Below are 21,401 nucleotides of genomic sequence, written 5' to 3'. Positions count from 1 at the left end.
TTTAATAGATTACTTGATATCCCATTTAACAGCCTGTACATTCGTTTGGCCCCCATGGGAAAACACTCGGATTCCATTACTATTTTTACCAGGAAAAATCCTTCCAGTAAATACTTCCTCTCCATCATTTACAAACACTTCAATAGAGGAAACATCAACAAAGATACGGAACGAAATCTTGTCAGCTTCCAATGTACACTTCCGAACAGCACCAAACTCCTCAGCAAAGGATTCACCCGACCTAGTCCGGTCAAACACAACCTTTTTCGCAACCGCATCATATTTAATCACGGTTTTCTCATCTTTTCCTACACGGAGCTCCAATCCAAACTCCTCAGCAGTACTATCAGAGAATTCCACAAGAAGCTCATACACGTTTCCCTCAAAGTTTTCCATACCAACATTTTCATTCACAACGGTTTGATTGCTTTCCACCCTTTTCCCACGAAGGAAAATCAACTCAGGAACTGGCTGTTGAATCAGTTTTCCGTCGTTAATCTTTAACTCACGAGGAAGTGTTAAACAGTGTGCCCAACCATTTTTATCAGTAGGATAGTCAATTTCCGGTAGTCCCATCCAACCGACTAATATCCGGCGCCCCTGGTGGTCCACAGTCGTTTGCGGTGCGTAAAAATCAAAACCGCGATCCAACTCATGAAATACACCATGCTTCAATTCGATATTCTCTAAATCTATTGGACTTCCAACTACATACCCCGATTGATAAATATTTTGATAGCTGTCACCTTCCGCTTTTAACCCTTGTGGGGAGAAAAGGAATACGCCTTGCCCATCCAGCTCAAAGTAATCCGGACATTCCCACATATAACCGAACTCTTCACCTAACCCTGTCTTCACTTCACCCACAAACTGCCAATCTTTTAAATCCCTTGAGCGATATAAAACTACACTTCCAGTCTCATTTTCCCTTTGGGCACCAATCACCGCATAGAAGAGGTCCCCATTTTTCCAAACCTTTGGATCTCGAAAATGGTCAGTATAGCCATTTGGAACTTCTGCAATCACCGGTGCATCCATTTTGACAATACTTCCATCAGGACTCATCACAGCCAAGCATTGATAGGGGTGTCGATTCCAATATTCATCGCGCGTATTGCCCGTATACATGATAAATAATTTCCCATCATGCTCAATTCCACTACCGGAATATGCCCCATGACGATCAAATTCATTTGACGGTTCAATGCCCATTCCAACATTCTCCCAATGAACCAGGTCCTTCGACTTCGTATGATACCAATGCTTCAACCCATGAACCGGCCCGAGTGGAAACCATTGGTAGAATAAATGATATTCCCCATTATAATAACTAAATCCATTCGGATCATTTAACAATCCTGTCACTGGCTGAATATGAAAGGACTGGCGCCATGGGCATTGATTCACTAGTCTGGCTAACCCATGAACTTCCTCTTCTGACACGTCATCCATTCTTCTGTATCGTTGCTCTTTTGTCCATTCCATGCTGTTCACTCCTAATGCCCAAAAGGAGAATCACAGGATTCTCCTTTTCATTTTTTTATTATGCTGCTTGATCAGATGTTTGTTTAACTGCTTTTTTTTCGTCTCTTTTCGCTAAAACAATCGTGACGATAAATGCTACGGCAAATGCGATCGCCATACCGATAATATAAGAAATAATCGTATCTGGGCGAATCGAAATGATTCCTGGAATACCAGCTGCTCCCAAAGCAGTCGCTTTAACCTTGAACAGCGTAACAAAGCCAGATCCGACGGCCGAACCAATAATGGCACCGATAAATGGATAACGTAACTTCAAGTTAACCCCAAACATTGCTGGTTCCGTAATACCTAGTAAGGCTGAAATCCCAGCTGCAGAAGCTGTTCCTTTAATTTTGGCATTTTTCGTTGCCTTTAGCACCGCAAGTGTCGCTCCTCCTTGCGCAATGTTAGACATTGCCGCAATAACGAAGATAAACGATCCACCCGTTTTCACAACATCGGCAAGTAATTGTGTTTCTACTGCAATAAAGCTATGATGCATACCTGTAATAACAATTGGCGCATAAGCTAAACCAAAGATGATACCGCCAATGACACCTGTTGTATCATATAACCACACAATTCCATCTGTTAATAAATTACCAGCTGAGCGTGTCAGCGGCCCTACTAAAATGAACGTTAAAACCCCAGTAATAAATATAGAAAATAACGGTGTTAATAGATTGTCTAAAGCAGATGGAATAACCTTCCGTAAGGATGTTTCAATTTTTGCAAGAATAAAAGACGCGGCAAGAACAGGAAGTACTGTTCCCTGATAGCCTACTTTTTCAATTTCTAAGCCAAAAAGATTCCAAACTGGGACTTCATTATTCAGTAACGCCGCACCGTAACCGTACCCATTTAATAAGTCCGGATGAACCATTAGCATTCCAAGTGTGGCCCCAAGGAAAGGATTCCCTCCAAACCGTTTCGTTGCTGAAAAACCAATTAATATAGGTAAAAAGACAAAGGCAGCATTGGCAAATGTATTAATAAGTGCCGCTAAATCTGCCATTTCTGGATTAGCATCCACTAAGGATTGTCCTTTAATAAACAGGTCTGGAGCTGTTAAGACATTGTTTATCCCCATTAATAAACCGCCAGCTACAATCGCTGGAATAATCGGAACGAAAATGTCTGACAGCATTTTGACGAATTGCTGGATCGGATTTAGTTTCTTCGTCGCCACATCTTTCACGTCACTCGTTGACATTTCTGTTTGCCCAGACATCTCCGCCAAGTGCTTATAGACCTCGTTCACCGTTCCAGAACCTAAGATAATTTGGAACTGGCCTCCTGTTGAAAAGGTCCCTTTCACGACATCCATGTTATCCAGCGCTGATTGATTAACTACTGATTCATCCTGTAAAACAAGCCGTAAGCGTGTGGCGCAATGCGCTGCAGCTGATACGTTCTCCTGACCACCAATTGCCTCCAAAACTTCCCGTGCTATTTTTTTATGATCCATCTTAATCCCTCTCTTCATTCGGATAAGGAACCGGTTCCATCCAAGAACAAAAAAATAAACTCTTTCATGAGCGGAACCGGTTCCTAAATTAACTAAAAAAATAATTGGTTAAAAGAGAAGCCATATTCAATTGTTACCAAGTGAATAGGTCCTCTTAATTGGAACCGGTTTCGTTGACTTTATTATAGGGTAGAGTTAAAGAGATTGTCAACGCTTTCTCGCTCAATAATTTCAAATTTAGAAAGTGTTACTTTTTCCACAGGGAATTCGTTAACTAATTCTACAATATGTTTTGCAGCCGTTTCCCCCGCTTCTTTGTAAAAAAACTTCGCTGTCGTTATTCCCGGATGAATGATTCCTGTCACATCATAGCCGCCAAATCCTGTAACTGCTAAGTCCTGCGGTATCGCCATCCCTTCTGAATACGATGCCTTCAAGACCCCAAGAGCTATATTATCGGTTGCACAAACAAAGATGGCAGGCTGAAATTCATGGATAATCTCTTTTGCACTCGCTTGTGCAGCTGGAATCTTGAATAATGTCTCATAAAAGCGAACATCACAATCATTTACTTCTTGTATCGCCTTTTTAAAACCCTGCTTTCTTTTCACGCCTACTGAAATATCCCGTTCCGTTACGCCTAAATAAGCAATTTTCCGATATCCCTTTTCTAGTACATACCGCCCCATCGCATAACCGGCATTAAAATCATCATGAATCAGACTATGATAGTTCTCATGCTCTTGTCCTATTAACAGTACTGGAACCTTAACACTTTCAAATGCTTGGATATGCTGATCTGTGATTTCGGTAGCAAGCAATATAATCCCCGCCATCTTTTGATTGGCAAAGCTATAAATGCTTTCGATCTCTCGCTCTAGATTTTGACTTGTATTGGAGATAAGCATTTGATAATTCATTTGCTTTAATTGCTCATCGATGCCAATTAACGTTTGTGATGCAGCAAAGGAATCAAGCCGCGGGACAATCGTACCAATAATATTCGTTTTCTTCGCTTTCAAACTCTGCGCAAATGGATTCGGAGTATACCCGGTTTCCTTGATTGCCTGTTCAATTTTCTTCTTCGTTGCTTCCCCAACCGAGCCGCCATTTAAATACCGAGAAACCGTACTTTTCGCCACACCCGCAAGCTTAGCAATATCTAAAATTGTACTCATTGTCCTCAACCTCATAACATTACAAATTCATATACCCTTATAGTATCATAAATAACTTCATCCACAATGAAGCAATTATGCGAAGCTAACTGATAGGAAAAATATCAACTGCTAACTCCAAAAACAGTAGATTTTATATTAAATTTCCACTTATTTGCAAGTTTAAAAGCCTTGAACTGAGATGATCCAAGGCTTTCCTGATTGAATATTTTAACACTTTTAGTATTGTAAAAATCTTTGTTAAAAGCCAAGATCCTGGTGAATCCTAGTGTTAATTGCCAGGCGCCAAGACCTTGTAATCCATATTCACGAATAAGTAACATTTTAGCACCCATGGCTTAAAAATATACTCTCTAAAGCCATCAACCCGAGCTGATAAATAGACCTAGGAAATCCGCTTAATTTGTAATTATCACTAAAAAGGGATTACATAGACGGAGAGATTCCGCCTATTGACTCGAAAAATTCGAAAATAGGAAATTTTGCTTTGCATAAGCGGAAAACCTCCCCTTATTTACCCCGAAACGAGCTCTATTCTGCATTTAACCGGAAACTCTCCGCTTATTTTACTTTATTCCTAATAAAGAAACTTGTCCTATCCTCCGCTTTTTTAAGATCAGAATGGGCACCATTTCTGTTCGGCACCTTGCACTAAAATCTCGATCCCTTTTCATCTAAAAAGAAGGAGGCTGTCTCAATTTTCATTTGAGACAGCCTCTTTTTTTATGACTAGGATATACGATTCCACATTCACCATCGGCATTAACAAGTAACTTTGATCGTTCCTGTATTTACAAACAAATGCCTGTTATGCTTTTGGAGGTGTTCCTTCAGCATTTGATACAACTGCATCGATTTGGATTAAAGCATCATTAGGTAAAGCTGATACGCCAACTATTCTTCGTGCAGGAACACCGCTTGGGAAGAATGTTTTGTAAGCTTCGTCTACAGCATCAATATCCGCGATATTTTTAAGGAAGATATTTACTTTAACCACATCGTCCATAACGTGGTCGATACTTTCTACAATTTCCTTAATATTGTTCAAGCACTGTTCAGCCTGCTCTTTTACACCACCAGCTACCATTTCACCAGTTTTTGGATCCAAAGGTAATTGAGCTGATAGGTGATTGTAATGAGAAAACGCTACAGTTTGTGTAGATAGGGAACTCTTTGGTGCATTGTCAGTGTTGTTAGCATATATAACGATTCCATGTCTATCTTCAACAGCTTGTGGAGGTGTACCATCTCCGTGTGACACCACTGCTTCGATTTGTACCAAAGCATCCATAGGTAGAGCTGAAACTGCAACTGTTGTTCGTGCAGGGACATAGGCTGCGGTCCTGGCGATAGCCGAGTCTGGGAAGAATGTTTTATAAACTCCATTTACAGCTTCAGTATCCGACAGGTTTTTAAGGAAGATAGTTATTTTAACAATATCATCAAAAGGAACGTCGATACTTTCTAAAATTGCCTTGATATTTTTCAAGCACTGTCCAGCCTGCTCTTTTACACCGCCAGCTACCAATCGGCCAGTTTTTGGATCGATCGGCAATTGAGCTGAAAGATTATTGTAATGAGAGAAAGATACAGTTTGTGTAGATAGAGGACATGTTGGTGCATTTGCCGTGTTATTTGTAAGCTTAATGAGGTCGCCTGCTTGTGGTGCGTTTGGAATTGTACCTTCACCGTGTGAAACAAGTGCTTCAATTTGCACCAAAGCATCCATAGGCAAAGCTACAACTGCAACTGTTGTACGTGAAGGAACATAGGTTGGGAAGAATGTTTTATAAACTTCGTTTACAGCGTCAACATCTTTGATATCCTTAACGAATACCGTGATTCTAACTATATCGCTCATAACATGATCGATGCTGTCTACAATTGCCTTGATATTTTTAAAGCACTGTTCAGCCTGCTCTTTTATACCACCAGCTACCAATTTACCTGTTTTGGGTTCGATAGGTAATTGAGCTGAAAGATTATTGTAATGTGAGAAAGCCACAGTTTGTGAATACAGACCGTTACCGTTTGGAGCATTTTCCGTATTTTTTGCTGATACTGCGTTATAGCCGCTCATGATGTATTCCCCTTTTAGATCAATTTTTTAATATTTATAACTTAAGTATGTACCGAAAAAACCGGGTTAATCCGTTTTTAAGCAAGTGATGTTTTGGTTTAGCTCGCAGCCTATTTATATCAAGCCATTAATGCCTGATTTCTGCTGTGAAACTTGAGTTAGTAACCCCTCGAGTGGTTAAGTTGCAATTATAGCGGGAGCAACGCACAAAAATTCACCATTTCCAATAATCATCAGGTGGACCATTTTTTACTAGTCCCTATATCGACAATATTCTTTTCACTCCAGGAGGATTCAACCCAGGTTTGTCTGCATTTAAAGCGATTCTAATCAAACGATTGATTAGTGCCAATTCAACTAATCAATCACTTGATTAAATACCGGCTAAGTCCTTAAATTCAACAATCTTTTGGCTGTTTAGAGAGAATTAATTGTCGGATAAAAGTTGTGTTTGGTAGGCATCCACTCCAAAACTGACAATAGAAACTAGTAAAATACATATTTTTATAAACACCAACTAATTTTTATACTAACTAAACGTTTGATTAGAAGTGCAGTAAACTCTTTTAAACCGAGCTTTTCCATATTTCCAGAAAAATATATTGTCGAAGAATAAACTGTGCTGCTGATTCATATTCCACAAAAGATAGTGGTTTATTGGAATCCTATGAAACAAAGGCAGATTATTAATTTAATCATAATGGTGATTAAATTATCTGATTTATGTTAAATTCGTTCTACTGCTGTAACTTCCTTTTTAACATGAAGAATCTGATTCTTTTCCTTCGCTTCGGATACCCATCTATCAAGTGATAAATAAATAATTCCGGCAACGATACAACCAATTCCGAGAACCGTAAATAGAACCTGACCAAGATGAGCATCAAGCAAAAAACCGGCAAAGATTGGACCTACTGCACTACCAACGATCCACTGAAGACTGGCTGCCCCCATATAAGTACCACGTAAATGTTCAGGTGCAATATTCGCTACAAATGTCATTTGTACCGGGGATAAGAGCATTTCCCCTAATGTGTATATTCCATAGATAATGAGAAGGATTAAAAGGATACTCCAAAAGGAAAACTGTAACTTTGTAAAAAATATTGGCAGCCATCCTACCGCAAGCAGCCCAAAACCAAATAAAACCGAACCAAATAACATGACCTTACCAAGTTTACGCTTACTTGCCCATCTCGATATCGCAAATTGAAAGAAAACGACCAGCGCTCCGTTAAAAGCCATTAAATAAGGATATGGATTTTGGGCATCGGAAAGTCCCGGCAATTGTTGATCAAAGTGCAATGGAAGCATCCCTTCTGTTTGTGAAAATCCCATCGAAATCACAATTCCTGTGATAATATAGAAAAATAAAATTTTATCTTTGATGAGCACCGTAAAAATAGATGGCAGTTTCTCTTCTTCATCAAGAACTTTCGTATCCTTTTTTCGTTTATTTTTCGGTAATGTTTCTGAAAGCAAGAGCGCTAAAAAAAAGGAATAAACAAAAACGGATGAAGCAGCAATGATAAAAATAACTGATTTTGATAAAAACACAATCGATGCACCAAGCAACGGACCAATTGCTGCTCCAATATTGTGTCCCATTCGCAGCAAACCAAATGCTTCTGTCCTTCCCTCTTCATCCGTCACATCCGCGACCATGGCTGACGCCGCAGGATGAAAAAGTGAATTAAACAAGCCAAAAAAACTCGATATTACTAAGAATGGATAGAAGCCATCGAAAAAAATAAAACCAAGCATCACCAGTCCATTTCCAACCATTGAAACAATCATAATAGGCTTCCTGCCATATGAATCCGCAAGCCTTCCTCCTATTAATGAACCAAGCACTCCGGCAAGCGGCCCCATCGCCATGACCACACCAACCTGCCAAAAGTGATCCACCTTATCGCTCATATATAAGGCAAAAAAGGGCATTAACATCATCATCGCAATACCATTAATCGATTCACCGATAAAACGAATCCAAATATTTCGATCCATTTTTCGATAAGCCTGTAACGTCATTTTCATTTCTTTTCCTCATTTCACTTTGACATCTTCAGGACATAAAAGCACTTTGGTGGAACAAATGTCTATTAAAATTTCAAAATTATCTTAATTATCCATTTAAATTATAAATTATTACCAACAGGTGTGTAAAGAAATCCCAAAAAGTTCCTCCTTGTTTTATGTTGATAAGCCCATTATGAAATTCGTTCCTTAACTTTTCCTTAAGATTTCAACTTTAGATGTCAAATTAATGTAACCTTTCTTAATGGATTGAACACGAAAAAATTTCCAAAATTGTACTTTAGGAAACAAGGTCAGATATCTAATTATCCATGGATGGCACTTTTTGCAAAAAAATAAAAAGACAGGGATACTTTAACAAGGAACATAAAAAAAGAGGCCTTTCAAAAGTTTGGAAAACTAATGAAAAGCCTCGTTTAATTTATAATTATGTTAGCAATTTGTTAGCAAACTCCTTAAAAACCCTTATAAAGTATACTCCCATGAAGTAGTATCTTTATTCTTGTACTACAAATTTTTTTCCATTATAACGTAGGCTTTGCCTCCTTTATTAAAACTGTAATTGGTATCTTGTAAACCGAATTTTTTATAAAAACCAAGCTTATTCTTTCTGGCATTACACCAAATTCTCTTCACGCCACAGTCCATTGCTTCATTCATTACATAGTCTAACAAAGTACTTCCATACCCCTTACCTTGTTCAGTTTGGAGTGTTGCGAACTTTCTAAATTGGCAAACTTCATTATTTATAAAAAGTGAGATAACAGAAATCAGCATGTTTTCCTTAAAAAGTCCAAAATGAATCCCTAAATGATCATCTTCTAATTTTACGTAGTCCAAGTCCCTATCTGGCCACATGACTTTATGCCTCAATTTCCATACCTTCTCCTTTTCAATTTTTGTAATATGTATATTTCCAAAAGTTTTATTTTTCAAGATAGAAGAATCCCCTTGCTGCACTATTAAAGAAGGCAACAACCATTAAGCTTTGTTGCCTTTTTATTGTTATTTAATTTAATGCTACTATTAACGCAATACTCGAGAAGCACTAGAGAACTGTGATGGGTTAAATGCTGCAATTTTCACAACATCTCCTGTTTGCGGTGCATGGATATATTGTCCGCCTCCGATATAAATTCCAACATGATAGGCTGGAGAACCCCTAAATACTAAATCTCCTGGCTGCAATTGATTCAATGGTATTCTTGTTCCAACATTTTGCTGATCCCGTGATGATCTTGGAAGGCTAATACCAACAGAACGATATACGTATGATACATATCCAGAACAATCAAATCCGCTTGGCGTTGATCCTCCCCAAACATATGGTACACCTAAATATTGTTTAGCATTGGCAATAACCACACTTGCAGTTGCAGAGCTAGTTACACTCGTTTCTACAGCAGAAGGTGTTGTTGCATGGTTTACTGAAGATTGGGGCTCCGGCTGTAGTTGTGCTTGTTGTACTTGTTGCACTTGTTGTGCTTGTTGTGCTTGTTGTGCTTGTTCAGCAGCTAACTGTGCCTCTTGTTGAGCCATTTGATTAAGTTGATTTTGTAAAAACCCCTCAGCAGCAGCTAAATCATCTTCAATTTGTTTCTTACTCTCTTCAATCTGCTGTTGTTCAGCAGCTAATTCAACTTGGCTCTGCTTTAATTGGTTGACCTGATTCGTTAATTGTTCCTCTGCATTTTTTAACGATAGTTCTTTTTCGTTTAAACCATTAAGTAATTGTGTATCATTTTCAATAATTTGTGAAATGGCAGTAAAACGATTAAAAAACTCTGAAACACTGCCAGATGAAAGCAAAAGTTCAGCGTATGTAACGATTGACTGGTTTCCCTTTAATTGAAGGCTTTTTAAGCGTTCAGAGTAAATCTTTTTATGCCTTTTTAAAGCGGTTTCAGCCTCTACTATTTCAGCCTCTGTTTCTACAATTTTTGCTTGTTGATTATTAATTTCTTCGTTTAGTTTTTGGCTCTTCTCCATTGCTAAGCTAATTCGGTTATCTAATTGTTGAATCTTCGTTTCAAAGTCACTAATTTGTTCCTTCGTAGCATCAATTTGCCCATTTGTAATTGGATCTGCAAAAGTAGGTGTTGCTTGATATGTTGTGGCGAGGATGAAAGCTGCTACCGTATATTTTAATATCTTTTTTACCATTTCAAATTCTCCTCTTATACACTATCATTTTATAAGTTTCTAAATCTATTCCTAGTTTAATTTCTAAAAGTAGGAAAGACAATGAATTAGTCGAAAATGTAATTAAAATGTAATTTAATAGAAAAAAATATAGTACAAAGGAACTTGTAAAAAACAAAGATTACTGGGATGAAAAAACAATGAAAAATAGGATTAAACTCGTTTTGCAAGTTTAATCCCAATTAATAAAGGTTAAATTTCATTGTTAGATTGACAAATCCGTAACAAAAATCATTGTTAGAACACAAAGGAAAAAGTTGCTGAGTCGCCATCATTCATCATTTTTCGAAGTGTTCTTAGGATCCTGTTTTACCTGTTGGGAAGAACCAGGTTCGCCCTGTTCCGCAGGCAGCAGATAATGAAATTCATTATTCACTAGTATTCCGACTTTTTCTTCCTTTTTAGCAGCTATATGTTGTTTCTCTCTTTTTTGCGCAAAGCTTATGAAGGCAAAAATGATAGCCAATGAGACAACAAAGTAAATTGATAATGCCCCTAATGCTTCCCTAAGCCCTGCTTCCATTCTACCTTGATAATATAGCAGCGCTCTCATACCATCTACCATATATCTAGTGGGTAAAATGAGACTAAAAAAGCGATGAACTGTTGGCAAGGTCGAGAGTGGAATGGCTCCACCGCTTGAAAAAATTCCCATAAAATTGATAGGGAACATCACCAAAATTCCCCAGCCGCCAAGTAATAATGCAACAGCTTTAAATAAGAAGAGCATAGTTAAGCAACAGAACAAAGAAAACAGGAAAATATACCAAATGCTAGAAGCATGTACACTGCCAAAAAATCCAAATACCGATATTTGCAAAATAAGGGAGCCACAAAACGCTAATAAGATCGCCAATAACAGTGCTGATTGTAGAATTTGCGACTCAGGTAAAGGGTAGCCTTTCTTTCTAAGAATTCCATTGCTCTTCTCAAGGTACCCACGAATCATATTGGTTCCCACCAACCCTGTTATAGAAGCAATGATGCTCATCACGAACGGAGTCATACCCTTATTCAAATTGACCGGAAGTCCCAGAACATTTTTCATGGTAAACTGTACAGGTCGATCTAATAAAGAGGCATTCATTGGGGATAAAGTAATTCCTTTTTCGTTTAATTCACTTTTAAAGTGACCGCTAATCCCATTCGAAGTGGCTGAAGCAACTGTTTGTAAGGTATTGCTTGCAATCATTGAAGCTGATTGGCCAACCCCCTCATTCAATAAAATGTCTAATTTAGCAGGTTTGCCAACCCCATTTCCGGATATAAGCAAATCGTGTACTTTGGTAAGCTGTTTTGAATAATCAGCAGGAATTACTAATGCACCATATGCTTGATTATTTTTCAAATCGTTCAATGCCTTTTCCTTCGTTTTCACTACATCCCATTTAAAGGAATTTCCATTTTGCGTTTTAATTAGATTTAATAAAATTCTATCTCCCGCCTTGCCCTTATCTTCGTTCACAATAATTAAAGGAACATCTGTTAAATTTTTATTCGCACCTCCAAAGGCAGGTATGTAAACACCTACCATAATCAACATGAGTATTAAAATACACCAAATAGGAAACCAAGTAGAACTCATCTTAAACAAACGTTTCACGGTGTTATGCCCCTTATTTTGAATTTACTCTATACCCATTAGTTATTTGCTATATTGAATGAGAATATTTAAAAGAAGAATTAATGATTTTTATGGTGAGCGGCAATCTTTTTCTAATACAAAAAGCACCTCATAAAGAGATGCTAATGAAAGTCTAACGTATTCTCTTAAAAGGAGTGTCTTTTTGTTGATGTTCGTGTAGTTCCATTATCCTGTTGTAATTTATCACCTGCTTTTTACTCTTCGCCTAGTACCAAACCTTTTCCTTCAACCCAGAATGGATGATTATCAGTTGTTTCTATTGACTTTATTACCAATGGAAACCTTGTAGGTGGTATCTCTTTTATTTTGGAACAGTTGAGTTACCTCTTTATAGACTGTTTCACCATTATGTAATTGTGACATTAATATCTTATTCTTGAGTAAACTATCATCAAAAGATAGTATATAGTTTGGGATATAATTAGGAAGGAGACAACATGGATAAGCGTATATATTTTTTAATGATCATATCCTTTATTATAGGTCTGGTTGAACTGATCATTAGCGGGATTTTAGATTTGATTGCAGAGGATTTACATGTAAGCATCGGCCAAGCCGGTTTGCTGATCACTGTTTTTGCTGTCATTTTTGCAGTTGCAGCGCCAATTTTACTTGTCATGACAGCTAATATAGAAAGAAAACGGCTAACATTAGTTTGCTTGTACATCTTTTTAATTGGTTGTATCGTAACAGTAGTTGCACCCACTTTTTCTATTTTGTTTATAGGAAGAATTATTTTAGCGTTAAGTGGAGCGCTATTAATCATATTGTGTTTAGTTATGGCTCCTAGCTTAGTAGGAGAACAGTATAAAGGCAGGGCCATTGGGATTGTCTCTGTGGGAGTAAGTGCTTCGTTAGTTTTAGGGGTACCGCTCGGGCTTATCATCGGAGATAGTTATGGCTGGAGAGCACCATTCGTACTTATAACTATTTTAACCGCATTATCTATTATTGGTGTTCATGTATTAATGGGGACTATACAACCGAAACCTCAAATTCCATTGAGGCAGCAGCTTGCAGCATTTAAAAATCACAAAATCACATTAGGGCTGACAACGACATTCCTCTATATGACAGGCCATACGATTATGTATGCCTATTTTAAGCCTTATTTAGAAGCAACCACTGGTTTTAATGCTACTTGGATTAGTATCATCTATTTCATTTTTGGTTTTTCTGCTGTAGTCGGTGGAGGTCTTGGCGGGGTAATGGCAGATTTATGGGGATCAAGAAAAACAATGGTTATTGCCCTAGTCTTTTTTAGTGCTATATTCTTTATATTTCCATTCTCAACAGATTTCTTTCCATTATTTCTCACCATCATTATCATTTGGGGGATCCTCAGTTGGGCGATTTCACCGGCCATGCAATCTTATTTGATTGAAATAGCGCCTGAATCATCGGAAATTCAGCAAAGCTTGAATAATTCAGCTCTTCATTTAGGTGTTGCTGTTGGTTCAGTGATTGGAGCTGGAATTGTAGATACACTTTCAGTCGAAGTAAATCCATTTGCAGGTGGAATATTCATCATCTTATCATTCATTACTGTCGTCATTTCTATTAGCAGTAAGAAAAAGACTGCTTATAAACCAAAGAGCGCAATTTGAGTTATTTCAAGTTGCGCTCTTTTAATGTATATTCTTTTCCTACATAGCCATGTCTACGATACGCATTAATGATCAACACCATGTTCTTCAGTAATGTCCCAGAAGCTAGTTAATTCATTATGTTTAAACCCAGGTACAATCATTCTAATTCATTATAGTTAACCCAGAGGAATTATCCCAAGAAATTTAGCTAAATAAATAATAAATTAAGATTATTTCTATAGTAGCCAATGTAGATAGGTTTGCTCATACTTGTCCACCTTTAAGATAAAAGAGTACCAAAGATGGTACTCTTCTTCTTATTTTACTTGCATTTCTGCAATAAGATCTTCTAATCGTTCTTTCTGAGCCATTAATTCTTCCATTGAAGGACGATAAGAGTTTGAATTTTGCCTAAAAGGATTAGCTCCACCTCCCTCAGGCTGAATTAAACGATTTAGTTGACCGCTGTTTTGTTCATACAAGCGATAACCAACTGCTCCTACTACTGCTCCAGATACAAACCCCATTAAAAAATCTTGGTTTAATGCCATAGAAATTTCCTCCTAATAGTTTTTTTATAATCAGTTCATATTGGAATATGAATCTATTATCTTAATACATTGCATAATTCAATCTGTTACTCTTATAGATGTCATAAAGAATCTCTATAATATTAATGGCCCATGTAATCGTGGAGATATGAAGCATATTTCCTGTTCCCAATGATACAAGGCTGATAATTCCAGTTAGCACGTCTGGGTGATTTAATTTGTTCGTTCCATGTGACAAAACTGTATAACCAGTAGCAATAACTGCTATATATTCAAAGGCATCTGGTCTTTTAACAGTTGCTTTCCTCATATACGCAGCAAATAACAAGAGTCCACTTACTAATGATCGAAATAATTCACTTCTTAACCTCGGTTTAAGATTAACCATTAGTGAGTCAAATGGATCAAACCTTGTTTGTTGAAAAAATAAGGAAATATACCGCAATAGACTATTTCTAGAAAGATGTCCATCGTCATACTCTACCAACATAGTGTTAATTACCGGTTCTATTCTCACCAGTCGGATGCCATTTAGCGATGAAAACATTCCTTCAATTTCGGCATGAGAGGTCTTATCACGAAGAGCCAGGATTTGCAATCGAATTCTACCAGGAATATCATGCAAAATGTAAAATTTCGGTCCCAATTCGTTTATCTCCCTTCCATAAAATAGTAGCGCTATTCAACACTACACCAATTGTAGCAGCATTATGTATAGCTGCCCCTAATACTGGAGTAATAACACCTAAAGCTCCAAGAAGGATGGCTGCCCCATTTATGACGAAGGTCGCTATAAAGTTTTGTTTAATCTTATTCATTGTTAATTTGGATAAGCCAACTAACTCTGGCAAAATGGTTGGGTTATCTCCTGTGATAATGATATCACTTGCCTCTGAAGCTATGTCTGTGCGTTTCGAGCCCATCGTCACACCAATTTGAGCATGCGCTAGTGCTGGAGCATCATTAATACCATCACCAACCATCATTACCGTATGACGCTGACCATAGTTTTTTACAAATTCTGCTTTCTCTGATGGAAGGGTCTCAGCATGATACCAATCTAAGCCCAGACGTAGTGCAGTCTCTTTAGCAACAGCCCTTTTATCTCCTGTTATCATTACAATCTCATTAATTCCCTGATGCCTTAAATGCTGAACGGTTTGGTACATACCATTTCGTATCTTATCAAATATACTAATTACACCAACAAGTGAATGATTATAGGCAACATAAATTACATTATCCTCTTGATTAATCTTATGAAGGTATTCCTCAATATTGACCTTCATTTCTCTCATAAATCGAAGACTACCCACAACAATTTGTTTACCATCTAAGCTTGCACTTATTCCTTTTCCAACTATCGTTTCCATCTGTGAATGTTGATCTCGATTCGGTATTTTAATTCCCCATTCTTTTGCCTTTTTTAAAATCGCATCGGCAATTGGGTGGGAAGAATTCTTCTCAGCTACAGCCGCAAATTGTACCACTTGCTCCTTTGAGTAGCCATTATATGTTAGTACATCCTTTACAATTGGTGAGCCTTCTGTAATCGTGCCTGTCTTGTCTAAAATAACGGTCCCCAACTTTGACATACTCTCAATGTGGTTACTTCCTTTTACAATGGCACCATTCTTTGCGGCTTTCCCAATTGAAGCGTAAAGAGCTGTTGCAGTCGATAATTTAATACCACACACAAAGTCGATGACAAGCATATTCATCGCTCGATTTACGTTTCTTGTTAACAAGAACGTTAATAGTGCCAACCCAAAGGAAACTGGTACCATTTTTTCAGCTAGTGTGTCAGTCATATTTTGTATAGGTGCCCTTTTTTCCTGTGCTTCTTCTAATAACTGAAGGATTCTGGATATAGCCGTATCATTTCCAACTTTCTCTGCCACTACTGTTAACTCACCACTTTGTAATATGCTTCCGGCATACACCTTCATTGAAGTTGTTACCTCTTTTGGCATGTACTCACCTGTTATAGAGGATTCATCTACAGCAGCCGTACCTGATAGGACCGTTCCATCAACTGGAACTCTCTCTCCTACGTAGACCTTTATACGATCTGAAGCTATTATTTTTGAGGTTTCTACTTTTTCTTCTTCACCGTTTTTATTTATTCGCCAAGCATAGTTTGTATTTAATTGAAGTACAGAGCGTATATAGTTTTTTGTTTTCTCTGTTGTATATTGTGTAAGAAGTTCACTTACTGTAGACATCATCGTAATAACAAGAGCAGAGGCAGGATTTCCGATGTATATCGCAGCTAAAATGGAAGTAGCTGTTAATGTATTAGCATTAGGTTTATGTTCCTTAAGTACATTTAACACACCATCCTTCATAACATCAAGGGAAGTAAGAAGAGCAGTTGCAATGACAACCTTATGAACGATTGGGCTCCATATCATTAACAAAGGATTCCGATTTACATACCAGCTTGCAAAAAACACTCCAGCACAAACTACTATGCTAAGATAATGTAACCATTCCTGTTTTTCTTCCCTTTTTCTATTTAATAAGTAAAGTTTAATGTACTTTAAAATCTTCTTTAGCGTAAGTTTACAGTTATGATATAAAATTAAACTGCCTGTTACTTCGTTGTAGGTTGCAGAGTATATACCAGAAATTTCCCGAAATAGACACTCAACTAAGACTGGCCGCAATGAACTTTTAATCGTTAAACGACTTCTACCAGGCAACGAATGAGCAACTTTCACACTATTTATCATATGGTCCGCTCTGATCCTTCCCTTTAATAATAGTATACGCCCAATAGAGTAAATTGCTTGCAAAGGCAGGAGCTGTACTAAAACTATGAATACCTTTACCTAACAAAAATAGGACAAACAAACTATCAAAATCAGCAAATCCATTCGTTTGTCTTTTAATCCCCCTATCAATCATCGTTATTGATTGTTGCATCGTTCTCATCATTTTTGCATCTGTATCCAGTATCGCATCAGATGCTTCTTGTACGATGAATTGCATCAACTCATCAAATTCTTGTTCAGTGATAGTTGGTACAATAAACTCAATAAGAATACTCCCTGTTACTCCTGAAGCTTTGCAGGTAGCAACTAGTGGTAGGCTACTAATTTTCTTCTGTAAATGAGAGGCAACAAGCTCACTTTTCCACTTGTCACACTGTATCCTTAGTCTTCCAGGCATTGCATGGAGAATTTTTATTTTTTGATCACGTAGTTGTGAAAGTAATTTAGGAGCAAGTAAGGAAGCTCCCAAGCCGACAAAGGTTGATATCATTCTCATCCTTCTTTCCTAGATCCATATTGCTTTTTATATACTTCATCTAGTATGGAAAACCAACTGTCCATCTCATCCAGTGTTGTTAAGTATGCTGTGTCATAGGTAATTAGCAAGCTCCCTGTTTCCCTAGTAAACTTTACTTGATAAATAAAAAGTTCACGATTCATAAGTTTAACAATCATATGAATTAGGTCCTTGTTCACGATCCAGGTATCGGATTGAAGCCGAATTCTGCCTTGTATAAAATGAACAAGGTTAATGTTGTACTTAGATAGCTTATTTCGGACATGTTTTAGAAACAATAACACTGTTACTTTTCCAAGCATTCTTCTTCAACACCAACTTTTGTATTTTTGTAAATTCTCCGTTATTTATATTTACATAACTAAAACAATATTACTCAATCAATTTGGAATATTCTCTATTTTTACACCATTCCTTACATGATACCATACTTTACCTAAAATTACAGATAGAAAAATATGCTTGGTTTCAATTAACTTTTATGTAAGAGGATTTATATCTTACTGTGAGTGTTCTATCAATCATGTAAGAATTAACATTATTCTCTACATGCCGTCATAGGATATATCAATTACCTTTGTGGAGGATAATATATGTCCCTTTTACCTATTATAATATCTTCATTTTGTACAAGCCTTGGAGCAATTCCTGTATTGTTAATTAAAAACTTATCACATAAAGGAAAGGATATTACATTAGCTTTTACAGCTGGCATAATGGTTGCTGCTTCCGCATATGGATTAATTCCATCTGCATTAAAACTTTCAGATATAACCACTTTAGTTGTAGGTATATTAATAGGTACATTTGTACTTACATTAATTGAGATTCTGATTCCTCATACTGATTTAGACCATTCAAAACAGCCGGTTGGACATGCCAATGTCATTTTGTTTATGATAGCCATGTCGATTCATAATTTTCCTGAAGGATTATCTGTAGGAATTTCAAATGTAAGTAGTGACCTTGATTTGGGGCCTCTTGTTGCCTTTGCAATTGGATTACAAAACATTCCTGAAGGTTTTTTAGTTGCTTTATTCTTGGTTGCTCAGGGAATAAGTCGTTTAAAGGCCATTTTTCTCTCTACTATCACGGGATTAATAGAATTATGTGCTGGGATTTTTGGTCATTTTTTAGGAGAACTCTTTCAATATGTAATTCCATATGGTTTAGCTTTTGCTGCTGGTTCCGTGCTATTTGTTGTGTATAAAGAGGTAATTCCAGAAAGTCATGGGGATGGACATGAACGAGCATCTACCATTACGTTTATCTTTGGGTTTATTACAATGATCTGCTTAACGGAATCTTTCAGGTAATTTGTATATGTGCCTCCACATAAATATTTTGTATTTAGGCAAAAATTATAGAAATAAGCAAATTGAAGACTAACATTTATGATTATTCATGCCCTTTTGTTAATGTTAGATGGGTCGTTAATAACGCTATTTATACTGATAAAAGGTGCCAGACTCTCGATACGGTTATGTAATAACGTATCGGGGGTCTGGCACCTAATCCTAGGGGTAGCAGTTGACTACTTCTTCAACCAACTATATATTAAAGCTTTTTCTACTTCTTCATGTCAGGAGCATAGATCTATGCCATTTGCCACTGCTTATTTATTTTAACTGTTGCCGAACTGTAAAATCTCTTTCCGCCAAAAAATTTTTAATACATTCTAAAGCCTTATTGCTAATATAGTATTCTATATTTCTTACTTCTTGATCAATTTCCTCTTCTTCCATGCCAATATAACGGAACAAATTAACGAGGATCTGATGATTTTTAGCCAGTTTTATTCCGCTTGTTAACCCTTTTTCTGTCAAAGTAATAATCCCATAAGGCTGGTAATCAACAAATTCCTCCTGTGTTAGCTTTCCAAGCATCTTAGAGACAGAAGAGGCGGAAACATTTAATGATTTGGCCAAATGTGAAACGCGGGCATAACCGTTTTTACAGACTGAGTAATAAATCTCTTCTAGGTATTTCCCTTCATTTGCTGAAGTCATATAGAAGTTTCATTCCCCTCCAATCAGACCATTTTCATTCTTCTCCATTTCTTCATCACAACACCATGTGTTGGTGATAACAAGAATACAAGTAAAAAGATAGCACCTGCGACGGTAATCATGGAACCTGCTATAGAAGCATCAAATATATAGGCAACATAATAACCAACTACCGAACTGATGATGCCAATAACCATGCTAATGGCAATCATAATACTTAATTTTTCCGTCAGAAGATAAGCTGTGGCAGCAGGTACAATAATCATTCCAACAACTAAAATGGCACCTACACTTTCAAAGGATGCTACCGTTGATACAGAAACTAACCCCATCAATAAATAGTGAAATAATGCGACTGGGATACCAAGAGCAGCTGCTAATGCAGGATCAAAGGAACAAAGCTTAAACTGCTTATAAAATAACCCGATCACAATTATGTTCAACAGCAAGCTTGCGCCTACCCCCCACACCGCTCTTGGACCAAGACTTTTACCGCCAATCTCAAAAGTGTCCCAAGGGGCATAGGCGATTTCTCCATAAAGCACACAATCTAAATCCAAATCCACTTCTCGGGTAAAAAGACTCACCAACACAACTCCTACTGCAAATAAAGCAGTAAAAACAACCCCGATTGATGCATCTGATTGTACACCTGAATTTTGAAACATTTGAATTAAAAATACGGTTATCAAACCTAAAGCTGCAGCACCAAGCATCATGAAAAGGGAGTCTCTTGAACCGCCGCTGAAAAAAAAGGCGAGAACAATTCCAGGTAAAACCGAGTGACTAATCGCATCACCGATCATGGACATCTTTCGCAAAACAAGAAAACAACCTACGATACTGCAGGAGCAGGCGACCAGTGCACCAATGAGGATAATCCACATATCATTCATAAGGACTTCTCCTTTACTTTTTGACTCGTAAATTGTTTGTTATAGTTTCTCCTTGCAGAAAGCTGCAGCAAGATTTTAGCAATAACACCTCTTCTTGGTGCAAATACGACCGAAAACAAAAATATAACGGTTGCTGATAATACTGCAAGTGGGCCTGTCGGAAGATTATTAGTCGTCGTACTGATGATCGTACCAGTGAACCCACTCAACGCCCCAAAAATACCTGACATAATCACCATAATGTGTAGCTTTTCTGTCCAATACCTAGCGGCGACTGCTGGTGTAATAAGTAAAGCTGCCATAAGTACCACCCCAACCGCCTGAATTCCTACCACCACTGCTGTAACAATTAATAGCATAATAAATTGATCCAAAATTAACGTTGGCATTCCAATCCCCTTTGCAAAACCTGGGTCAAAGGAAAGGAGCTTAAATTCTTTGAAAAACAAAATCGACAATGTGACAAGAATGATACTAATCATTGTCATCGTGTACACATCAGATTGCACCATCGAGGCAGCCTGACCGAACAGAAATTTATCCAACCCGCTCTGATTACCGCTGTCACTATGCTGAATTTGAGTTAAAAGCACAATCCCAAACCCAAAAAATACCGTTAAAATAAGCCCTAAGGCAGAATCCTGCTTAATACGAGAATTTCTCGTAATATAACCAATCATGAAGGTCGCGACAATCCCAGCAACAATCGCACCAATTAGAAAGAAGAAAATCGATTTAGTTCCTGTCAGCATATAAGCAATACAAACACCTGGGAGAGCTGCATGAGCTAAAGCATCCCCCATTAATGACTGCTTACGTAAATAGGCAAAGCTACCAATGACCCCGCTGCTTAATCCTAACAACATTGTTCCTAGCAATATCCATTGCGTATTAGGGTCTTGAAATATTTCGAGCCAGTTCATGTTTA

19 protein-coding genes are annotated in these 21,401 nt (G+C 37.5%); 2 read left to right on the top strand and 17 right to left on the bottom strand.

Going from position 1 to position 21,401, the window contains the following annotated elements; genetic code table 11:
* Nucleotides 1-9: 9 nt before the first annotated feature.
* From BLR86_RS20395 to BLR86_RS20355, 9 genes are all read right to left on the bottom strand, one after another.
* Nucleotides 10-1,485, bottom strand: coding sequence for a sucrose-6-phosphate hydrolase (locus BLR86_RS20395; RefSeq protein WP_090765972.1), 1,476 nt, complete (start codon nucleotides 1,483-1,485; stop codon nucleotides 10-12).
* Between the two features lie 58 nt (nucleotides 1,486-1,543).
* Nucleotides 1,544-2,992: a sucrose-specific PTS transporter subunit IIBC gene (locus BLR86_RS20390; protein WP_090765969.1), complete on the bottom strand. Its 1,449-nt coding sequence runs from the start codon at nucleotides 2,990-2,992 to the stop codon at nucleotides 1,544-1,546.
* A 182-nt stretch (nucleotides 2,993-3,174) separates the two neighbouring features.
* The gene (locus BLR86_RS20385) at nucleotides 3,175-4,170 is read right to left on the bottom strand and encodes a LacI family DNA-binding transcriptional regulator (RefSeq protein WP_090765965.1); all 996 of its coding nucleotides are present in this window, start codon (nucleotides 4,168-4,170) and stop codon (nucleotides 3,175-3,177) included.
* 104 nt (nucleotides 4,171-4,274) lie between these two features.
* The gene (locus BLR86_RS26480; RefSeq protein WP_139185670.1) at nucleotides 4,275-4,505 is read right to left on the bottom strand and encodes a hypothetical protein; all 231 of its coding nucleotides are present in this window, start codon (nucleotides 4,503-4,505) and stop codon (nucleotides 4,275-4,277) included.
* Between the two features lie 473 nt (nucleotides 4,506-4,978).
* Nucleotides 4,979-6,250 (bottom strand): RidA family protein, encoded by a 1,272-nt coding sequence (locus tag BLR86_RS20375; protein WP_090765958.1) that lies wholly within the window; start codon nucleotides 6,248-6,250, stop codon nucleotides 4,979-4,981.
* A 726-nt stretch (nucleotides 6,251-6,976) separates the two neighbouring features.
* Complete coding sequence (locus BLR86_RS20370; protein WP_090765955.1) at nucleotides 6,977-8,287, bottom strand: MDR family MFS transporter; 1,311 nt, start codon at nucleotides 8,285-8,287, stop codon at nucleotides 6,977-6,979.
* Between the two features lie 507 nt (nucleotides 8,288-8,794).
* On the bottom strand, nucleotides 8,795-9,199 hold the full coding sequence (locus BLR86_RS20365; RefSeq protein ID WP_254782396.1) for a GNAT family N-acetyltransferase: 405 nt from the start codon (nucleotides 9,197-9,199) through the stop codon (nucleotides 8,795-8,797).
* 114 nt (nucleotides 9,200-9,313) lie between these two features.
* Nucleotides 9,314-10,450 carry a C40 family peptidase gene (locus BLR86_RS26475; protein ID WP_217642406.1) on the bottom strand — a complete coding sequence of 379 codons (1,137 nt, stop codon included), beginning with the start codon at nucleotides 10,448-10,450 and terminating at the stop codon, nucleotides 9,314-9,316.
* Between the two features lie 310 nt (nucleotides 10,451-10,760).
* The gene (locus tag BLR86_RS20355; RefSeq protein ID WP_090765952.1) at nucleotides 10,761-12,092 is read right to left on the bottom strand and encodes an ABC transporter permease; all 1,332 of its coding nucleotides are present in this window, start codon (nucleotides 12,090-12,092) and stop codon (nucleotides 10,761-10,763) included.
* A 479-nt stretch (nucleotides 12,093-12,571) separates the two neighbouring features.
* Here BLR86_RS20355 and BLR86_RS20350 point away from each other — a divergent pair, with 479 nt between their 5' ends.
* Nucleotides 12,572-13,741: an MFS transporter gene (locus BLR86_RS20350; RefSeq protein WP_090765949.1), complete on the top strand. Its 1,170-nt coding sequence runs from the start codon at nucleotides 12,572-12,574 to the stop codon at nucleotides 13,739-13,741.
* Between the two features lie 299 nt (nucleotides 13,742-14,040).
* Here BLR86_RS20350 and BLR86_RS20345 read toward each other — a convergent pair whose 3' ends face one another.
* The 5 genes from BLR86_RS20345 to BLR86_RS20325 all read right to left on the bottom strand — a co-directional run bounded on the left by BLR86_RS20345 (nucleotide 14,041) and on the right by BLR86_RS20325 (nucleotide 17,870).
* Nucleotides 14,041-14,274: a hypothetical protein gene (locus BLR86_RS20345; protein ID WP_090765946.1), complete on the bottom strand. Its 234-nt coding sequence runs from the start codon at nucleotides 14,272-14,274 to the stop codon at nucleotides 14,041-14,043.
* A gap of 61 nt (nucleotides 14,275-14,335) precedes the next feature.
* Entirely contained in the window at nucleotides 14,336-14,920 is a 585-nt protein-coding gene (locus tag BLR86_RS20340; RefSeq protein WP_090765942.1) for an HMA2 domain-containing protein, read from the bottom strand.
* Nucleotides 14,892-17,009: a heavy metal translocating P-type ATPase gene (locus tag BLR86_RS20335; RefSeq protein WP_090765939.1), complete on the bottom strand. Its 2,118-nt coding sequence runs from the start codon at nucleotides 17,007-17,009 to the stop codon at nucleotides 14,892-14,894. Before BLR86_RS20335 ends, BLR86_RS20340 begins: the two co-directional genes overlap by 29 nt.
* Nucleotides 16,999-17,541, bottom strand: a complete 543-nt coding sequence (locus tag BLR86_RS20330; protein ID WP_090765936.1) for an HMA2 domain-containing protein — start codon at nucleotides 17,539-17,541, stop codon at nucleotides 16,999-17,001. Before BLR86_RS20330 ends, BLR86_RS20335 begins: the two co-directional genes overlap by 11 nt.
* Nucleotides 17,542-17,543: 2 nt before the next feature.
* Entirely contained in the window at nucleotides 17,544-17,870 is a 327-nt protein-coding gene (locus BLR86_RS20325; RefSeq protein WP_090765933.1) for an HMA2 domain-containing protein, read from the bottom strand.
* 291 nt (nucleotides 17,871-18,161) lie between these two features.
* Here BLR86_RS20325 and BLR86_RS20320 point away from each other — a divergent pair, with 291 nt between their 5' ends.
* Entirely contained in the window at nucleotides 18,162-18,884 is a 723-nt protein-coding gene (locus BLR86_RS20320) for a ZIP family metal transporter (protein ID WP_090765929.1), read from the top strand.
* A gap of 303 nt (nucleotides 18,885-19,187) precedes the next feature.
* Here BLR86_RS20320 and BLR86_RS20315 read toward each other — a convergent pair whose 3' ends face one another.
* From BLR86_RS20315 to BLR86_RS20305, 3 genes are read right to left on the bottom strand one after another with little or no spacing between them, the layout of a single operon-like run.
* Nucleotides 19,188-19,577 carry a metal-dependent transcriptional regulator gene (locus BLR86_RS20315; protein WP_090765925.1) on the bottom strand — a complete coding sequence of 130 codons (390 nt, stop codon included), beginning with the start codon at nucleotides 19,575-19,577 and terminating at the stop codon, nucleotides 19,188-19,190.
* Nucleotides 19,578-19,600: 23 nt separating this feature from the next.
* Entirely contained in the window at nucleotides 19,601-20,473 is an 873-nt protein-coding gene (locus tag BLR86_RS20310; protein ID WP_090765922.1) for a metal ABC transporter permease, read from the bottom strand.
* Complete coding sequence (locus BLR86_RS20305; RefSeq protein ID WP_090765919.1) at nucleotides 20,470-21,396, bottom strand: metal ABC transporter permease; 927 nt, start codon at nucleotides 21,394-21,396, stop codon at nucleotides 20,470-20,472. Before BLR86_RS20305 ends, BLR86_RS20310 begins: the two co-directional genes overlap by 4 nt.
* Nucleotides 21,397-21,401 lie beyond the last annotated feature (5 nt).

This window comes from Bacillus sp. OK048 (genome assembly GCF_900103525.1).
Classification (GTDB): Bacteria; Bacillota; Bacilli; order Bacillales; family Cytobacillaceae; genus Neobacillus.
Note: the sequence above shows the minus strand (reverse complement) of the source record. Positions and strands in the feature narration are given on the sequence as shown.

Coding starts and splice junctions, on each gene's coding strand:
- BLR86_RS20395 (WP_090765972.1), bottom strand. CDS start 1,485: ATGGAATGGACAAAAGAGCAACGATACAGAAGAATGGATGACGTGTCA.
- BLR86_RS20390 (WP_090765969.1), bottom strand. CDS start 2,992: ATGGATCATAAAAAAATAGCACGGGAAGTTTTGGAGGCAATTGGTGGT.
- BLR86_RS20385 (WP_090765965.1), bottom strand. CDS start 4,170: ATGAGTACAATTTTAGATATTGCTAAGCTTGCGGGTGTGGCGAAAAGT.
- BLR86_RS26480 (WP_139185670.1), bottom strand. CDS start 4,505: ATGGGTGCTAAAATGTTACTTATTCGTGAATATGGATTACAAGGTCTT.
- BLR86_RS20375 (WP_090765958.1), bottom strand. CDS start 6,250: ATGAGCGGCTATAACGCAGTATCAGCAAAAAATACGGAAAATGCTCCA.
- BLR86_RS20370 (WP_090765955.1), bottom strand. CDS start 8,287: ATGAAAATGACGTTACAGGCTTATCGAAAAATGGATCGAAATATTTGG.
- BLR86_RS26475 (WP_217642406.1), bottom strand. CDS start 10,450: ATGGTAAAAAAGATATTAAAATATACGGTAGCAGCTTTCATCCTCGCC.
- BLR86_RS20350 (WP_090765949.1), top strand. CDS start 12,572: ATGGATAAGCGTATATATTTTTTAATGATCATATCCTTTATTATAGGT.
- BLR86_RS20345 (WP_090765946.1), bottom strand. CDS start 14,274: ATGGCATTAAACCAAGATTTTTTAATGGGGTTTGTATCTGGAGCAGTA.
- BLR86_RS20335 (WP_090765939.1), bottom strand. CDS start 17,009: ATGATAAATAGTGTGAAAGTTGCTCATTCGTTGCCTGGTAGAAGTCGT.
- BLR86_RS20330 (WP_090765936.1), bottom strand. CDS start 17,541: ATGATATCAACCTTTGTCGGCTTGGGAGCTTCCTTACTTGCTCCTAAA.
- BLR86_RS20325 (WP_090765933.1), bottom strand. CDS start 17,870: ATGCTTGGAAAAGTAACAGTGTTATTGTTTCTAAAACATGTCCGAAAT.
- BLR86_RS20320 (WP_090765929.1), top strand. CDS start 18,162: ATGTCCCTTTTACCTATTATAATATCTTCATTTTGTACAAGCCTTGGA.
- BLR86_RS20315 (WP_090765925.1), bottom strand. CDS start 19,577: ATGACTTCAGCAAATGAAGGGAAATACCTAGAAGAGATTTATTACTCA.
- BLR86_RS20310 (WP_090765922.1), bottom strand. CDS start 20,473: ATGAATGATATGTGGATTATCCTCATTGGTGCACTGGTCGCCTGCTCC.
- BLR86_RS20305 (WP_090765919.1), bottom strand. CDS start 21,396: ATGAACTGGCTCGAAATATTTCAAGACCCTAATACGCAATGGATATTG.